Source organism: Bacillus sp. UNC437CL72CviS29 (assembly GCF_000482345.1).
Taxonomy (GTDB): domain Bacteria; phylum Bacillota; class Bacilli; order Bacillales; family Bacillaceae_G; genus Bacillus_A; species Bacillus_A arachidis.
In genome coordinates, this window is record NZ_KI535303.1 from 67,199 (window position 1) to 84,166 (window position 16,968).

15 protein-coding genes are annotated in these 16,968 nt (G+C 36.8%); 3 read left to right on the forward strand and 12 right to left on the reverse strand.

Going from position 1 to position 16,968, the window contains the following annotated elements:
- The 4 genes from safA to nadB form a co-directional block, all read right to left on the reverse strand.
- Positions 1–1,004: SafA/ExsA family spore coat assembly protein (gene safA, locus M014_RS29780; protein WP_026593497.1), on the reverse strand; the 1,004-nt coding region annotated here is incomplete at its 3' end.
- 203 nt (positions 1,005–1,207) lie between these two features.
- Entirely contained in the window at positions 1,208–2,314 is a 1,107-nt protein-coding gene (nadA, locus tag M014_RS0121360; RefSeq protein ID WP_026593498.1) for a quinolinate synthase NadA, read from the reverse strand.
- A 29-nt stretch (positions 2,315–2,343) separates the two neighbouring features.
- Positions 2,344–3,177 carry a carboxylating nicotinate-nucleotide diphosphorylase gene (gene nadC / locus M014_RS0121365; RefSeq protein WP_026593499.1) on the reverse strand — a complete coding sequence of 278 codons (834 nt, stop codon included), beginning with the start codon at positions 3,175–3,177 and terminating at the stop codon, positions 2,344–2,346.
- Between the two features lie 19 nt (positions 3,178–3,196).
- The gene (nadB, locus tag M014_RS0121370) at positions 3,197–4,723 is read right to left on the reverse strand and encodes an L-aspartate oxidase (RefSeq protein ID WP_026593500.1); all 1,527 of its coding nucleotides are present in this window, start codon (positions 4,721–4,723) and stop codon (positions 3,197–3,199) included.
- A gap of 174 nt (positions 4,724–4,897) precedes the next feature.
- On the opposite strand from nadB, the gene M014_RS0121375 reads away from it, so the two are divergent.
- From M014_RS0121375 to M014_RS0121385, 3 genes are all read left to right on the forward strand, one after another.
- Positions 4,898–6,040 (forward strand): IscS subfamily cysteine desulfurase, encoded by a 1,143-nt coding sequence (locus tag M014_RS0121375; RefSeq protein ID WP_026593501.1) that lies wholly within the window; start codon positions 4,898–4,900, stop codon positions 6,038–6,040.
- Positions 6,040–6,582, forward strand: coding sequence for a transcription repressor NadR (locus tag M014_RS0121380; RefSeq protein WP_026593502.1), 543 nt, complete (start codon positions 6,040–6,042; stop codon positions 6,580–6,582). Before M014_RS0121375 ends, M014_RS0121380 begins: the two co-directional genes overlap by 1 nt.
- An 87-nt stretch (positions 6,583–6,669) precedes the next feature.
- Positions 6,670–7,317 carry an MOSC domain-containing protein gene (locus M014_RS0121385; RefSeq protein ID WP_026593503.1) on the forward strand — a complete coding sequence of 216 codons (648 nt, stop codon included), beginning with the start codon at positions 6,670–6,672 and terminating at the stop codon, positions 7,315–7,317.
- Between the two features lie 38 nt (positions 7,318–7,355).
- Here the strand turns inward: M014_RS0121385 and pheA are convergent, their stop codons facing one another.
- From pheA to M014_RS0121425, 8 genes are all read right to left on the reverse strand, one after another.
- Positions 7,356–8,207, reverse strand: coding sequence for a prephenate dehydratase (gene pheA / locus M014_RS0121390; RefSeq protein WP_026593504.1), 852 nt, complete (start codon positions 8,205–8,207; stop codon positions 7,356–7,358).
- A gap of 98 nt (positions 8,208–8,305) precedes the next feature.
- A complete protein-coding gene (locus M014_RS0121395) occupies positions 8,306–10,216 on the reverse strand; it encodes an ABC transporter permease (RefSeq protein ID WP_026593505.1) in 1,911 nt (636 codons plus the stop codon).
- A 49-nt stretch (positions 10,217–10,265) separates the two neighbouring features.
- Complete coding sequence (locus M014_RS0121400) at positions 10,266–12,179, reverse strand: ABC transporter permease (RefSeq protein ID WP_026593506.1); 1,914 nt, start codon at positions 12,177–12,179, stop codon at positions 10,266–10,268.
- Positions 12,154–12,930: an ABC transporter ATP-binding protein gene (locus M014_RS0121405; RefSeq protein WP_026593507.1), complete on the reverse strand. Its 777-nt coding sequence runs from the start codon at positions 12,928–12,930 to the stop codon at positions 12,154–12,156. The genes M014_RS0121400 and M014_RS0121405 overlap by 26 nt, the downstream gene beginning before the upstream one ends.
- A 93-nt stretch (positions 12,931–13,023) precedes the next feature.
- The gene (locus M014_RS0121410) at positions 13,024–14,106 is read right to left on the reverse strand and encodes a HAMP domain-containing histidine kinase (RefSeq protein WP_026593508.1); all 1,083 of its coding nucleotides are present in this window, start codon (positions 14,104–14,106) and stop codon (positions 13,024–13,026) included.
- Complete coding sequence (locus tag M014_RS0121415; protein ID WP_026593509.1) at positions 14,096–14,803, reverse strand: response regulator transcription factor; 708 nt, start codon at positions 14,801–14,803, stop codon at positions 14,096–14,098. The genes M014_RS0121410 and M014_RS0121415 overlap by 11 nt, the downstream gene beginning before the upstream one ends.
- Positions 14,804–15,083: 280 nt before the next feature.
- Complete coding sequence (gene obgE, locus M014_RS0121420) at positions 15,084–16,370, reverse strand: GTPase ObgE (protein WP_026593510.1); 1,287 nt, start codon at positions 16,368–16,370, stop codon at positions 15,084–15,086.
- Positions 16,370–16,918: a sporulation initiation phosphotransferase B gene (locus M014_RS0121425; RefSeq protein WP_026593511.1), complete on the reverse strand. Its 549-nt coding sequence runs from the start codon at positions 16,916–16,918 to the stop codon at positions 16,370–16,372. Before M014_RS0121425 ends, obgE begins: the two co-directional genes overlap by 1 nt.
- Positions 16,919–16,968: the final 50 nt, after the last annotated feature.

Consider the following 16,968-nt stretch of genomic DNA (forward strand, 5'->3'; position numbering starts at 1 on the left):
GGCATTTGATTGTTTTCCATCGCTGGCATTATATTTGGCATTTGATTGTTTTCCATCGCTGGCATTATATTTGGCATTTGATTATTATCCATTATTGGCATCGTAATATTTGGTGGTGTTACTTGTGGAATAACAAAATTTTCTTTTGTTACATGCGGCGATACTATATTGCCTACATTTTCCTTTTGCACTTGCGGCGATACTATATTGCCTACATTTTCCTTTTGCACTTGCGGCGATATTATATTACTTACATTTTCTTTTTTCGTTTGCGGCGATATTATATTACTTACATTTTCTTTTTTCGTTTGTGGTGACACGATATTGTTAGACTTCATCTTATGAATTTGTGGAGCGATTAACTCGCTTCCTTTTTTTATTACATCTGAAATTTTATAATCTTTTTTAGGTTTGATTGGTGGTTGTGGCGGCTGCGGCAATATATTCACTGAAAACTTTGTGCTTGCTTTTCCCGCGGGTTTCTCTATCTTTTCTACAACTTGTGGCTTTTCAATTACAGCCGGTTTTTCAACGACAGGCGGCTTTTGAATAGGTACTTCTTTTTGTATTGGTACTTCTTTCTGAATTGGTTTTTCTTTTTGTATTGGCATTTCTTTCTGAATTGGTTTTTCTTTTTGTATTGGCATTTCTTTTAGCGGCTTTACTTGCATTTCTTTTTGTGTTTGCTGCATAGCTGGTTGCTGTGTAATTGGCGCAGATTGATATAGTGCTTCTTCTTCATCTTCTATTCCAAGCGGCGTAGGTGTCGCTGCAAATTCTTTTTGTTGTACCTCTTTTACATATTCTTTTGGAGGAGCTGAGCCAGCACCCATATTTTTTTTCACATGCACACCGCTAGATGGCACTTTTATTTTCATACCTGGCATAATCAGATCTGGATTACTGAGCTGTGTATTCGCCTTTTTTAACGTTTCAAAATCTACTCCGTACTTTTTCGAAATTTTCCAAAGGGTATCCCCTTTTTGCACGATATGAATTTTCAAATTTTCCCCCTCCTGTATTACTTATCTATGAGCAAAAGTAATATACACTGAGACTATCCTCTATGGTTTAACCCTCTTGCTCTTACCATCTAGTCGTACACACTATTGCACAAATATAAAAAATACAATGATTCCCTCAACACAATGTATGACTACAATTAGCTAATTATGTTTAATAAAAAAACGACGGAAATCCGCCGCTTTTACACACGCTCTAACATACGATTTAAGGCAAGGACTGCTTCTTTTGTCACCTGCTTATCTACTTGAATCACATTGACTTCTTCTCCGTGCTCTATCATTTCTAACGCCCACAATAAATGTGGTAAATCAATACGATTCATCGTTAAACAAGGACACATAAAAGGATTTAATGAAATAATTTCTTTATCCGGATGCCTATGAATAATTCGGTTTACTAAGTTCATCTCTGTACCAATCGCCCATTTGCTACCAGATGGTGCTTGTTCAATCATATCGATAATATATTTTGTTGATCCTGCATAGTCAGAAGCCACTACCACCTCATAACAGCATTCTGGATGGACAATAATACTCATATCGGGATGATTTTTCCGCACACTTTCAATATTTTTAACAGTGAAATTTTGGTGAACAGAACAATGACCTTTCCATAAAATCACTTGTATGTCCTCAATCTCTCCATCGTATTCTAATGAATCTGTATGTGGATTCCAAACCGCCATTTTATCTAATGGTATACCGAGGTCATATGCTGTATTTCTTCCTAAATGTTGGTCTGGCAAAAAGACTAAACGCTCTTTTTGAGTAAATGCCCAAGACACCATTTTTTTAGCATTGGAAGACGTTACTGTTGCACCACCATTCCGACCACAAAATGCTTTAATAGCTGCTGTAGAATTGACATAGGTCAATGGAATCATCGTATCTCCAAATAACTTTGTCAGTTCTTTCCAAGCTCGTTCTGTTTGTTCAATATCCGCCATGTCCGCCATGGAACAGCCGGCACGCATATCTGGTAAAATAACAACCTGTTCATCTGTCGTTAACATATCTGCTGTTTCAGCCATAAAATGTACACCGCAAAATACAATATATTTTGCCGCTTTATTGCTAGCAGCCACTTGCGCAAGTTGCAATGAATCTCCCGCAGCATCCGAAAATTGAACGACTTCATCTTTTTGATAATGATGCCCTGGAATAAATAACGATTCCCCTAATTTTTCTTTAATTTCACGGACACGCTCTTCCATCTCTTGTACTGACATCGTTTGATAACGCTCTGGTAACATCGCTTCAATTGGCTGAACCTTCTCTAAAATACTCATGAATAATCTCCCCCTCTAACCCTATCGCCTTAAACTTCAATATTAAAGCTAATATCTAACGCTCCCGCAGAATGTGTTAATACTCCAAGTGAAATGTAATCTACCCCTGTTTTACCGTATTTTGATAAATTTTCAATTGTAATACCGCCCGATGCTTCTGTCACAATTACACTTGGAACAATTTTCGAGAACTCATGAACTTCTTCTGGTGTGCGATTATCGAACATAATAATATCTGCTCCAGCAGCTACAGCTTCATGCACTTGTTCTTTCGTTTCTGTCTCCACTTCAACCTTCACCATATGTCCAAGCTTTTCTTTCACAGATGTAACGGCTTTTGTAATAGATCCAGCAAAAGCAATATGGTTATCTTTAATCATGACACCATCATATAATCCGAAGCGATGGTTATACCCACCTCCGCAAACAACCGCATACTTATCAAACATGCGAAGCCCTGGCATCGTTTTTCTCGTATCACAAATACGTGTATGATTACTTTCTAGCGCTCGAACCGCTCTTTGCGTCATCGTCGCTATGCCGCTCATGCGTTGAATAATATTTAAAATTACACGCTCTGCTGTTAACAGAGATGCAATTGGCCCTTCTACACTTGCTAAAATCTCCCCTTTTCCTACCAAATCTCCGTCGTTTTTATGAAATGTAATTTGGATACTTTCATCTAATAATCGAAACCCTTGTTCAATTACTACTCTCCCTGCGAATACCCCTGTATCTTTCGCAAGGAACGTTCCCTTTGCCTTTAAATTTTCAGGAAAAATAAGCTGAGATGTTACATCTCTTTCCCCAATGTCTTCTAGAAAAAAACTTTCTAATGCCTTTCTTACCTTTAACACGTTCATACAATCCCTCTTCCCCTCATTACACAAGTTGTAATTTTTTGTTAGCATGAATAATTTCTTTCGTGAATTTATTTCGACTTGGGTAATCACCACGATAATGACCACCTATGCTCTCTTTTCTTTGCAGTGCCGCTTCTGTAATGAGCTGGCAGACCGTTAGCATATTCATAATTGTTATATCTTCATTTGTAAGAGCTTCATATTGCGTTTGAACACTTTGTACACGATACTGCTCCAACCATTGTTTTGCATACAATAAACTCGTTTCTGTTCTGACAATCCCCACGTACGTCATCATATATTTTTGTATCTCTTTCTTCATAGGTAACTGAGAAACTTGAGATATTCCATGTATTCTTTCACAACTGTCTTCTCGTCCTTGTACTGGATGGGCTAAAATATGCTTTCCAATTCGTTTCCCGAACACAAGACCTTCTAACAATGAATTACTCGCTAAACGATTTGCACCGTGCACACCGTTACAAGCTACTTCACCTACAGCATATAAATGCGAAATAGATGTTTCTCCATCACAATTGGTTTTCACACCACCCATATGAAAATGAGCGCCTGGAACAACTGGAATTCTATTTTGTTTTACATCTATACCATTCTTTTTGCATAATGCCGATACAGTAGGAAAACGCTCTTCAAAGTTTTGAATAGACGAAATATCCAGGTGTACACTTTCACCTGCAAGAAGCTGTTCATGAATCGCACGTGCTACTACGTCACGCGGTGCAAGATCGTGTTGTGGATGTACGTTCAACATAAAACGCTGTCCTTTTTCGTTTAACAGAACAGCGCCTTCACCTCGTACCGCTTCTGAAACAAGTCCGCAGCAACGCCCGTCTACATAGAGCATCGTTGGATGAAATTGAATAAACTCTAAATCAACAAGTTCTCCACCAGCTCGATACACGATTGCTAGTCCGTCGCCTGTAATCGTCTCATCGTTAGACGTAAATGCGTACACGCCGCCAACACCGCCTGTAGCTAATACAATTCGTTCAGCATAGTAACGATGTATATTTCCTTCGCTATCTCGGGTCAACACACCCCTACATGTATTATTTTCTATAATTAAATCGAGCACCATTTCTCGCTCCACTACTGTAACGTAAGGAACTACTTCTTTAATCAAATGCTCTAATAAGTTTTTTCCTGTCGCATCTCCCCCAGCATGTAAAATACGTCGTTTTCGATGCGCGCCCTCTTTTCCAAGGTGAGGTCCTTTTTCATCACCATCAAATTTCATCCCATTTGCAATGAGCTTATGAATCTCTTTTGACCCTTCTTCAACTAAATATCGAACTGCTTCGTCATTGTTATAACCACAACCAGCTGCTATCGTATCTTCATAATGATCACTCGCATTATCATAGGTAGCTACAGCTGCTGCAATTCCGCCCTGCGCTAAATGCGTATTGTTATTTCGTCCTGTTTTCTTTGTGATAATCATCACATTCTTTTCGTGACAAATCTCTTTCGCAACACTAAGTGCCGCGACACCACTTCCGATAATTAAGACATCTGCCCTTGGCATAATTATTGCCTCCTAGTTTACACTTTTCAACTGTCTTGACACCTATATTTACATAGATTTAAAATAATGACAAGAGTTTTTTAGAAAGTGGTATTTTCACCAAGGAGTTTAACGAATTTTTCACGGAACTTTAAAATAAAAACGAATATAACTCCATTATAGAGAGGACTATACATTATGATATACCTTGACTATGCAGCTACAACACCAATGAGCAAAGAAGCGATTGAAACATACACAAAAGCAGCAGAGCAATACTTCGGTAATGAACAAAGCTTACACGATATCGGAGGAACAGCTTCGTCTTTACTACAAGTTTGCAGGGTATCATTGGCACAAATGATTGGTGGAAAAGAACAAGGTGTATTTTTCACAAGCGGTGGTTCTGAATCTAATTATCTTGCAATCCAATCACTCTTAAACACAAAAAGTGGTAAACATATACTTACAACACCAATGGAGCACGCATCGATTCGCAGCTATTTTCAATTTTTAGCGCAGCAAGGTTACACAATTACCGAAATCCCTGTTGATTCATATGGGCTTATCGATCTAAGAGCATTAGAAGAGGCAATTACAGAGGATACAGTTTTAGCAAGTATTCAACACGGGAATTCTGAGATTGGAACAATTCAACCAATCTCAGAAATTGGAGAAATACTCAAAAAGCGTAATATTTTATTCCATACAGATTGTGTTCAAACATTTGGTAAACTCCCAATTGATGTGACAGCGATGCAAATTGATAGCCTTTCTATTTCCGCGCATAAAATTTATGGACCAAAAGGTGTAGGAGCTTGCTATATAAATCCACAAGTCCGTTGGGAGGAAGTTTTTCCTGGAACATCTCATGAAAAAGGATTTCGTCCCGGTACTGTCAATGTTCCTGGCATTGCTTCTTTTCTGACAGCAGCAGAGCATATATTAGATAATCATGAAGAAGAACAAACTCGTTTCAGGCAATTGCGCTCCTATTTTATCGAACAATTACAGCCTCTACCTCTTGAAATTCAAGTAGAAGGCCATTCTACTTCTTGTTTACCTCATATCATTGGGGTTACAATAAAAGGAATCGAAGGTCAGTACACAATGTTAGAATGTAACCGTCATGGCATCGCGATTTCAACAGGAAGCGCTTGCCAAGTCGGCAAACAAGAGCCTTCAAAAACAATGCTTGCAATTGGAAAAACGTATGAAGAGGCAAAACAATACGTCCGTTTTTCATTTGGACGCCACACAACAAAAGAAAATATTGACACAACCATTCATGCACTACTCACAATTGGAAATCAATTTTATAGAGGTGTTAAATTATAATGAAACAAAATGACCAAAAAAAAATTTTAGGTGAAGAAAGAAGGCAGCTCATCCTGCAATGGCTCCTTGCTGCGAATGAACCATTATCTGGGAGTGAATTATCTAAAAAAACAAATGTCAGTAGACAGGTCATTGTGCAAGATATCTCTTTACTGAAAGCACGAAATGAACCAATTATCGCAACTGCACAAGGATACTTATATTTAAAGCCACAGACGAAGCAGCAGACTTTTGAACGTGTCATCGTCTGCCAACATAAACCAGAGGAAGTCCGCCAAGAACTAACAACGCTGGTCGATCACGGCGTTACGATTAAAGATGTAAAAGTAGAGCATCCTGTATACGGCGACTTAACAGCTTCTATTATGGTGAGCAACCGTTTTGATGTGGAGCAATATTTGCAAAAGATTGAAGATACAAATGCTTCCTATCTCTCTCAACTAACTGATGGTGTTCACTTACATACAATTGAAGCAGATTCCCAAGAGAAATTAGATGCAGCTTGTGATGCGCTAGACCGAGCTGGATTTCTCGTTTATTAATGTAACGCACAGAGTTTTTTCAACATTCTCTGTGCTTTAATTTACAAAATGATATAATATTGAAATCAATTGTAAAGGAGAGCAAATATGGGAATTGAACTCGTTCACTTTAGCATTGGCAAACCGAAACAAATGAAATATAACGAAGATAAAGAAATGGTAACAGGGATTTGTAAAGAGCTTACTGAAGAATCGTTTCTTTCAAAAGATGGCTTCCGTGGTGATGATGTAGCTGATTTACGACATCACGGCGGACCTGATCGTGCCGTTTGCGTTTATCCCTATGAGCATTACGCACTTTGGGAACAAGAATTTCAAACATCGCTTCCAGCTTCTACATTTGGCGAAAATATTACTGTCCTAAATATGTTAGAACGTGATGTTTGTATCGGGGATATCTATCAATTAGGTGAGGCAATCATTCAAGTTACACAAGCTAGAGTACCGTGTAGTACCATTTCAAAAAGGCTCGGCATTCCCGGCATTTTACCGCGCATTGTAGAAACGGGTTATACTGGATATTTATGTCGCGTTCTTCAAGAAGGTATTGTTCGTCAAGACTCACAAATAAAACTATTAGAGCGCCATCCAAATCAAGTTTCCATTCTATTTTCTAACGAAGTATATTTTCATAGACGGAAAGACAAAGAAGCAATGGAAAAAATTATTGCTGTTCCAGAATTAGCAGAAGTTTGGCGTGAGCAACTAACAGATCGCTTAGCAAAATTAAAATAAATCCCACCACATATGCGATGGGATTTATTTTTGTTTTACTATAACCAATAAGACGAATAACTCCCAAGCACCGTTACAGCAAAACCGAGCGCTTCAAGCTCCATCGTCACACCTGGCAATAATACGTCGTCATATGCTTTATCTACATCTATTAAGAAAAAGTAATTTCCAAGGCCTGTTTTCATCGGGCGGGATTCGATTTTTGATAGATTTAATTTTCTCCATGCAAAAGCTGATAATACTTGATAAAGTGCTCCGGCATAATCAGCAGGTAACGTTATCATAATCGTCGTTTTCTCTCCGCGGTTCTCACCATTTCTCGGCAATAACGCTTGCTTCTTTTTATGTAGTACTAGGAAACGCGTATGATTGTTTTTATGCGTATGAATATTACGCTGAACAATTGATAACCCATATTTTTCCGCTGCTGCTTCATTTGCAATTGCAGCGATCCTTTCTTCCGAATGTTCTTTTACATATTGCGCAGCTGCACTTGTGGAAGTCATATCTCGAACCGTTACACCTTTTAATTCTTCATTTAAAAACTTATGACATTGCGCAATCGCATGTGGATGAGAATGTACAGCATACACTTCTTTCCACATCTCTTCATGATCTGGATGCACAAGTAAATGTTGCTGAATAGGAACTGTAATTTCCCCTACAATAAAAAGCGGTTGTTCATGCACAAGATAATCAACAGTAATATTAACAGAACCTTCAATCGCATTTTCTAACGGTACAACTGCAAAATCTACATTTTTATTTGCTGCTGCATCTATACAATCAGGAATTGTACGATATGGTACATGCTCTGCTTCCGGAAAAAAACGACTCACCGCCATATTTGTAAATGTTGCTTCCGGTCCTAAATATCCAACTCGAATCATCGTCGTTTTCCCCTCTTCTTCGTTTTTCTTACTGTTATACCATAATTATTTATATTCTTCTATATAAATTTCGAATATTAAAAAAAGACTAGCATCAGCTAGTCTATATGTTTTCTATATTCTCTTTGAGCAAAGAAGAAATAAATGATGCATGCGGCAATATAAAACATAATGAACAAGCATACTTTCCTAAATGATCCTTCCATAAAGACTGTATTATGAAACGTATATAATGCAACTGCGCTATGTATACTCCCTACTACAATAGGCGCAAAGAATAACATACTTAATTGCCAACGAGAAATTTCCCACACTTCTTGCTTTGTCATTCCGAGTTTAGAGAGGGCTTCATATTGCTTACGATCCGATGAAATATTATGAAACCATTTAAAATATACAATGCTACATGAAGTAAGAAAGAATAATATACTAATAAATGAGCCAATAAATAACGTAAATTCACCTACCTCTTTCATATTCACATATAGTTCCATATTGTTTCGAAATACGCTACTCTTATCTTGCTTTATATATTTACGTAAATCTTCGTTGAATTTCTTTGTATCTTCAATATTATTTAAGGTGTAACCTCGGTAGACGATTTTTTCTACATCAGGAATCGTCGCTTCTATATGATTAAAGTCTTCATCATTCATAACAAAAAATGTACCATTTATTTGTGAATTATGATAATTGAATTGCGCTCCTTCCTTTTGACCGTTAAACGCATATTGATACGATTGTCCAAATACATGTAGTTGAATTTCTTTTTTATTATATAAAGCGGGTCCATTATATTCATTATAATAAACTAGCGTAACCGTTCCCTTTTTTGGATTATATGCTTTCTGCCCTTGCTTTTTTGCCTCTTTATTGTATTCACTCGCTCTTATAAGGGTGGCTTCTATACTTTCGTTTCGAGACTGAAACGTTGTTTGCAACCCTACAAAGCTTGTATATTGAAATTCATCATATCCATGCTTATGTAATAGATTTTCTACCGCATCTTTTTCAAAAACTTCATGAGAATGGATACCTTTTTCTACATATGAAAACGATTGTGCTCCTCCGTCTCGCCACATATCTTCCATGCCCGAAAAATATAAGAACACCGTACCCGTGACTGTAACAACAACCGTCGTTGCCATAGATAAAAGGAAGAAGAAACGACCATTTTCTTTCATTCGATGTGATAGCTGATTTACTATAAACAAATACGGATACGTATACATTATTTTTTTATTTCGCTTTATCATTTCTAATATTTGTGTAACACCGTGTGTAAATGAAAAGTACGTTCCAACAGAGGTTAATATGACAACTGGAATAAAGTATAATCCCATCGTTAACATCGTCGTTTGGAAAGCTAAACTATAGCCAATCACTAAACAGGAAAATCCAAATAAACACAGCCATTTTGAACTTTTCGCTTCTCTTTTATCTGCTCGAAACTCTTTTAATAGTCGAATAACCTTTATATTCCATATACGTAAAGCACTTATAAATGATAGAACGAAAAAGACGATAGTATATATACTAAGCGTTATAAAAATCGCTTTCGCATCAAAAATAAGAGTTAACTCTTTCGGAAGACGAAGGAGCATACTAAATACCATAAAAAAGAGTTTTAAAAATATCATGCCAAGTCCAATACCGAAAATATTAGCAAAAATCCCAATCAACATTTGTTCGGTCATTATCATCCCTATTACGTTAGACTTCGTCGCTCCCATTAACATATATAATCCTAATTCTTTTTTGCGCGCTTCTATAAATATAGAAGTAGAATACAAAATAAATAAAATAAAAAAAGAGACAATAATAACGTTGCATACAATGAGCCCCAATCGCACATTTTGATACCACATCGTCTCTTGCATGTAAGGATGGACAATTACGGACATATATGCATAAGAAGCAAATATCGCAAAACAACTGCTCAAGAAAAATACTTTATAATTTCGCCAATTTCCCCTTACATTTTGTATCGCTAGTTGCCTGATGTTCATCTACTTTCCCCCTGTAACCTGTTACACACGTAAAAAGCTAGAGGGTTCCCTAGCTTTTTACGTGTTTTAAATATCCTCTTTGTGCAATTGCAAAATAAATTGCTGAAGCTACAATATACGCTCCAATGACAATTGCACCTGATTTCCATAAATCTAAATAAAGCATCTTCCCTAATGTATGAAGAGCAAACCCGCTATGAATAGCCCCTATAAGAATCGGGATAAAGAAAATAGCTCCCATTTGGCGAAGTGCGATTTTACGAATTTCTTTATCTGTCATACCAATTCTCTTTAATGATTTAAATTGGATACGATCTTGTTCCTTATCGTTAAACCATTTAAAGTACGTCATACTGCAAGCAAAGAAGAAGAATAGTACCGCTACGAAGAAACCAATGAACATTGTAATTGCACCTTGCTCTTTTATCGCTTTATACGTAAGAATGGAATTGTGGAAATTCTCTTGTTGTTCTTGTGCAATTTCTTTTTTTAAGTCTAGTACAAGATCTTCTGTTTCTTTCCAATCTTCAATATAATATCCGTAATATTTCGTCTTTTCTTCATCTGATACACTCTCTGCATATTTCACAAAGTCTTGATCATTGACGATAAGATACCCTTCATCATTAAAAACAGACTGCGAAATTGGATCATTTAGCTTGATAGACTGCTTTTGTCCGTTCAGTGTAAACTCAAATGGCTTTGTACGATCTATCTTCACAAAATCATTCATCATATCAAGTAAAACCATCGTTGCACTTCCTGGTGCATTATGAACTTCCTCTTTCTTTTGCTTACGCGCTTCTGCATTATATTCTTTTTCTGTGATAATACCTAAAGGCATCTCATGCTCACCATTAAACATTACTATTTTTTGTTTTGCAGGAAGTTTTACATATGTTACTTTTCGCGCTTCTTCAAATCCATGTTTTTTTATTAACTCTTGCGTTTTTTCTTCACTTATGACGTTATGCGTATTTACTCCCTTTTCTATATATGAAATAGCATGAGGGGTACTTGCTACTGTTTTATAACTCATATCTTGAAAGAATACGTAAAGCGTCCCAACCGCTGAAGAAACAACAGCCGTAATAATAGAAATAACGAAAAGAAAACGAGCATTATCTTTCATTTTATAAATAAGATTGCTAAGCACAAACATATTTGGATATGTATAGAATGATTTTTTTCGTCTTTGTAATGCTTTTAATACAACTGTACTTCCTTGTGTAAATAGTAAATATGTTCCTCCAACTGTTAATCCTACAATCGGCAAGAAGTACATAAGAAAATTCATAAGAGTCACTTGGAAACAAAGGACATATGCGACAATAATACATAATACCCCAACTACACATAACCATGTAAATGCAAACGGTTCTACTTTTTGCTTTCTCGCTTCTCTTAATAAATCAATAATTTGTAAGCGTCCTACCGTCCAAACACTAAACAATGCTAAGACTAAAAAGAGAATAAAGTATACGCCAGCTGTAATAAGAACGGCTTTTCCATTCCATACGAGCGGAAGTGTTTTATCAATTTTTAATAATACACCTAATGCTTGGAAGAAAAGTTTTGAACAAAGCATTCCAAGACCAATACCTACTACAATTGCAATACAACCTAACATCATTTGCTCTAGTATAATCATTCGGCCAAGTTGAGCCTTCGTTCCACCTATTAATGTTAATAAACCGAACTCTTTTTTTCTTGCACGTAAAAACGTTGAATTAGCATATAAAATAAAGAGCGCTGAGAAGATGACCACGATATAATTCATAGATTCTAATCCTTTTGTAATCATCGTCCTCATGTTAATATTACCATTTACGACATCTGGATGATAAATGAAAGAAGCATACATAAAAAATACTACAATTGATAAACAACTACTAATAAGAAAGGCTTTATAATTACGCCAATTTCCTTTTACATTATTAAGCGCGAGCTGGCGAAAGTTCATGATATTCCCCTCCTAGCATCGCAAGTACGTCTAAAATTTCTTGGAAAAAGGTTTGCTTCGTTTTTCCTTTATGTATTTCTGAGAAAATTTCTCCATCACGTATAAATAAAATACGTTCGCAATAGCTAGCCGCTACCGGATCGTGTGTTACCATTGCAATTGTCACTTTCTTTTGCTCATGTAAATCTTGTAGAGCACCCATTAAAGATTTTGCAGACTTAGAATCTAAGTTCCCAGTTGGCTCATCCGCTAAAATTAATGTTGGATCGTGAATGATTGCTCGTGCAGCTGCCGCACGTTGCTGTTGTCCACCCGATACTTCATATACCTTTTTATTTAAAACTCCTTCGATATTTAAAAATTTCGCAATCTCTAGCACCTTTGCGTCAATTTCTTTTACAGGACGGTTTGCCATTACAAGTGGTAAAATGATATTTTCTTTAATAGATAACGTATCAAGTAAGTTGAAATCTTGGAAGATGAATCCTAAATGTGTACGACGAAATTCTGCTAATTTTGCAGCTCGCATTTGACTAATTTCTTCACCGTTTACATATACATGACCTGAAGTTTGTTTATCAATTGTCGCTAATAAATTTAAAAGCGTTGTTTTCCCACTTCCTGAGGGACCCATAATCCCTACAAATTCGCCTTCTTCAATTTTAAAATTTATATCATGTAAAGCAGTCGTTGCCACTGAACCTTTTGATTGATACACCTTCGTTAACCCTTTTACTTCAAGAACACTCATTTCTAATCCCCCTATGTGTTTTCTTCTTACATTTACTATAAAAAAATTGAGAAAAAGAAACGAGTGATTTCCCTTACAAAAACATTTGTTATCTTACAATTTTGTCATTTTTCTCATCAACACATGATATTCTTCGTCTTTTGCAAATTGAAATGTGAATGTTGTGCTTTCCCCTTCGGTCGATTGCACGTAAATTCCGTGATGAAGATTATCACAAATCTCCTTTGTAATATATAATCCCATCCCTGTTGCTTCTCTCGTTTTACGACCATTTATCCCCGTAAAAAACGGATCGAATATACGCTTTACATCTTGCTTTGGGATACCAATTCCATTATCACGAATATGTAATAAAACTTTGTGATCCCTCTCTTCAATTTGAAACTGAATTTCCTTTTTCTCTACTTGTGAGATTTTTGTGTACTTAATTGCATTCATAACAATTTGACCTATGGCAATGCTAAGCCATTTTCTATCAGATGCAACCATACACGTATCTTCTTCAAACATTAGTTTCGGATATACAGAAGATTGAATAAATGATTTTCGATTTTGGTTAATAATATCTCGAACAACATCTATTACATTCACTACTTCTACTTTGTAATCTTTCGCAAACTGCTCTAACCTTGCCATATGTAATGCTAAATCTAAGCCATTTAAAATGCGGTTATTTTCTTCGCGAATACTTTCAACCGTTTCTCTAGCTTCCCGATGTTCTTTACCATATTTCTGCAGCAATAATTCAATAACTGAAACCGGTGTTTTCATTTGGTGAATCCATTGATTCATAAAGATCATTTGCTGCTGCTCTTTTGCATGCTGCTTATGAATTTCATCCATATATTGCTGTCTCAGCAATGTGAACGCTTCTACGATCATTTCTTGCTCTGACGTATAAGAATCGTCAATGAGTAAAGAATCATGTAACGTATGTCCTCCAGCAATATATTGTTCTATCCTTTTTAAAAATACACTTCTCTTTCGATAATCGTAAATGAGGTATACGATAAACACGACTGTTCCTAATAAAAGTCCATATAGCCATGTTCCCAAGTCAAGTGATCTCTTTTCTAAAAGACTTTGTAACTGTAACACAAGCCCGAATAAGCAAAGACTTACAATATAAGAAAGGATTAAAGAAAATCGATCTATGAAGTAACTTTTAAGCTTCATGCTCTTCTCCCCACTCTGTAAGAAGCGCATAACCATACCCACGTTTTGTTACAATTGCATTTTTAATACCAAGCTCCTCTAATTTTTTCCTTACGCGTTTTACGTTCACAGTTAATGTATTATCATCAACAAAAGCTACTTCATCCCATAGCGCCTCTAATAACTCTTCACGCGTGACGTATTGATTAGCCTGTTTCATTAAACATTCTAATAAGTAAAATTCATTTTTTGTAAGTTCAGTTTGTTGACCTTTCCACTCTACTGTGTGCTGTGATGGAAATAATAACAATCCATTCACGCCTAAACAATCGCTTTCTGCCGTAGAAGCATACTCCCCATATCCTCGGCGCAATGCACTCTTCACCTTTGCCATTACAATGTCTAAATGAAACGGCTTTGTAATATAGTCATCCCCGCCATTCTCAATCGCCATCACTTGATCCATTTCCCCTGTTCTTGCAGAGACGAAAATAATGGGTGCATTCGATATTGTACGAATTTGACGGCACCAATAGAAGCCATCAAAGTATGGCAAATTAATATCAAGTAACACTAGATGAGGATTTACTTTTACAAACTCATCTTTTATGTGACGTAAATCAGTCACCCTGAATGTTTGATATCCATATCTTCCTAAATGTTCCTCTAATATTTCTGCAATTTTTTCGTCATCTTCTACAATTAATATTTTATACATATACTCCCTCTCCCCTTGTTTCTTACTACGGAGTGACCATTTCTTACATTCTTCCGAATTTTAAAACGAACATATATTCATTTTGATTTTCCAACATACAAAGACAATGAAAACAAAAGAAGCCTCCTTCTGTCTTCACATGGTATGGGAAAAAAGGCTCTAACCACTTCCACGCTCAACCGGACTCTCCCTACCACACAAAGTTTTCCAATCTTTATTTCTATAGCTTTATTTACACTCCTTTCTCCATTATAAAAAAGACTGCCGTATTTTGGCAGTCTTAATCGATAAATTCAAACTCATATTCAAGAATTTTTACAATGTCACCGTCTTTTGCACCACGTGCACGAAGGGCTTCATCAATACCCATTCCGCGCATTTGACGAGCAAAGCGACGCACAGATTCATCACGTGAGAAGTCCGTCATCTTGAATGTTTTCTCAATATCGTAACCAGAGATAACAAACGTACCGTCGCTTTCACGTGTAATTTCAAATTTAACACCTTCAGTTTCAAATTTGTACATTACACTTGCTTCAGATTCGTCTACAACATCATGTACTGGGAATTCTGGTGTTGTTTCCACTAAGTTTGCTACTTCAAATAATAGATCACGAACACCTTGTTTTGTTACTGCAGAGATTGGGAAGATTTGAACTTCGTCTCCTACCTTCTCTTTAAATGCTTGTAAGTTTTCTTCTGCATCTGGCATATCCATTTTGTTTGCAACAACAACTTGTGGACGCTCTGTTAAACGCAGATTGTACTCTTTTAATTCAGCATTGATTGTTACATAATCCTCATATGGATCACGGCCTTCTAAACCAGACATATCAATCACATGCACGATAACACGTGTACGTTCAATATGACGTAAAAATTGATGTCCAAGTCCAACGCCCTCATGTGCTCCTTCGATTAATCCAGGAAGGTCAGCCATAACGAAGCTGCGGTTATCACCAGTTTCAACAACACCAAGATTTGGAACGATTGTTGTAAAGTGATATTCTGCAATTTTCGGACGTGCTGATGATACAACGGATAATAATGTTGATTTACCTACGCTTGGGAATCCAACAAGTCCAACATCCGCTAATACTTTTAATTCTAAGATTACATCACGTTCTTGACCTGGTTCCCCGTTCTCAGCGATTTCTGGCGCTGGGTTCGTTGGAGTGGCAAAGCGTGAGTTACCACGGCCACCACGACCGCCTCTTGCGATAACTGCCGACTGCTCATGCGTTACTAAATCCGCAAGAATTTGACCCGTTTTTTCATCTTTTACAACTGTTCCTGGTGGAACTTTTACGATTAAATCGTCAGCTTTACGACCATGTTGACCTTTGCTCATCCCGTGTTGACCGCGATCAGCTTTGAAATGACGTTGGTAACGGAAATCCATTAATGTACGTAAGCCTTCGTCAACAACGAAAACAACGTCTGCACCTTTACCGCCATCGCCACCTGCTGGGCCACCCTTCGGAACATACTTCTCACGACGATACGCAACCATTCCGTTTCCACCGTCGCCGCCTTTTACATATATCTTGACCTGATCTACAAACATTATTTCACCACACTTTTTTCAATTGGTTGTAATATAACCGAGACTTCATCATCTCGCACTGTATAAGAAATGGAATACCATTTATTGTTTTGGTTCGTAAGCCACGTTTGTAGTTCGTCTACATTCATTAGCTTGCCACGAAAATCAAAAAAGAAACGAGCATTCTCCGCGTTACATTCAATTGTGATACAAACATAATTTTCAACATAAACGTCTAAACTATGCTGAAGTATTGAGAAAAATTGATTCGTCCATGTACATACAGCCTCATCGACATGAGATAAGTTATGTAGTTCTCCTAATACTTCGTACTCCAATAAGCACGGTTGCTGTTTCCAATTATATGTTAAAATCCACTCTGAAAATAGAGGCATCGATAGCTCCATCAGATAGGATTCTTGTCTCGCTTCTTGGACAAAACGATCGATGAGCCCATGAATCTCTTCCACTCTTCCAAGTGAAAGGTTTCCTTTAATCATCTGCATACGATTGAGCCAATCATGTCTTGAATGGCGCAATGCATCTATAATTGTCCATTTTTTATTCATCCAGATACTCCTTAATATAGAAAAACTCTAACCTGCACCCAGGTTAGAGT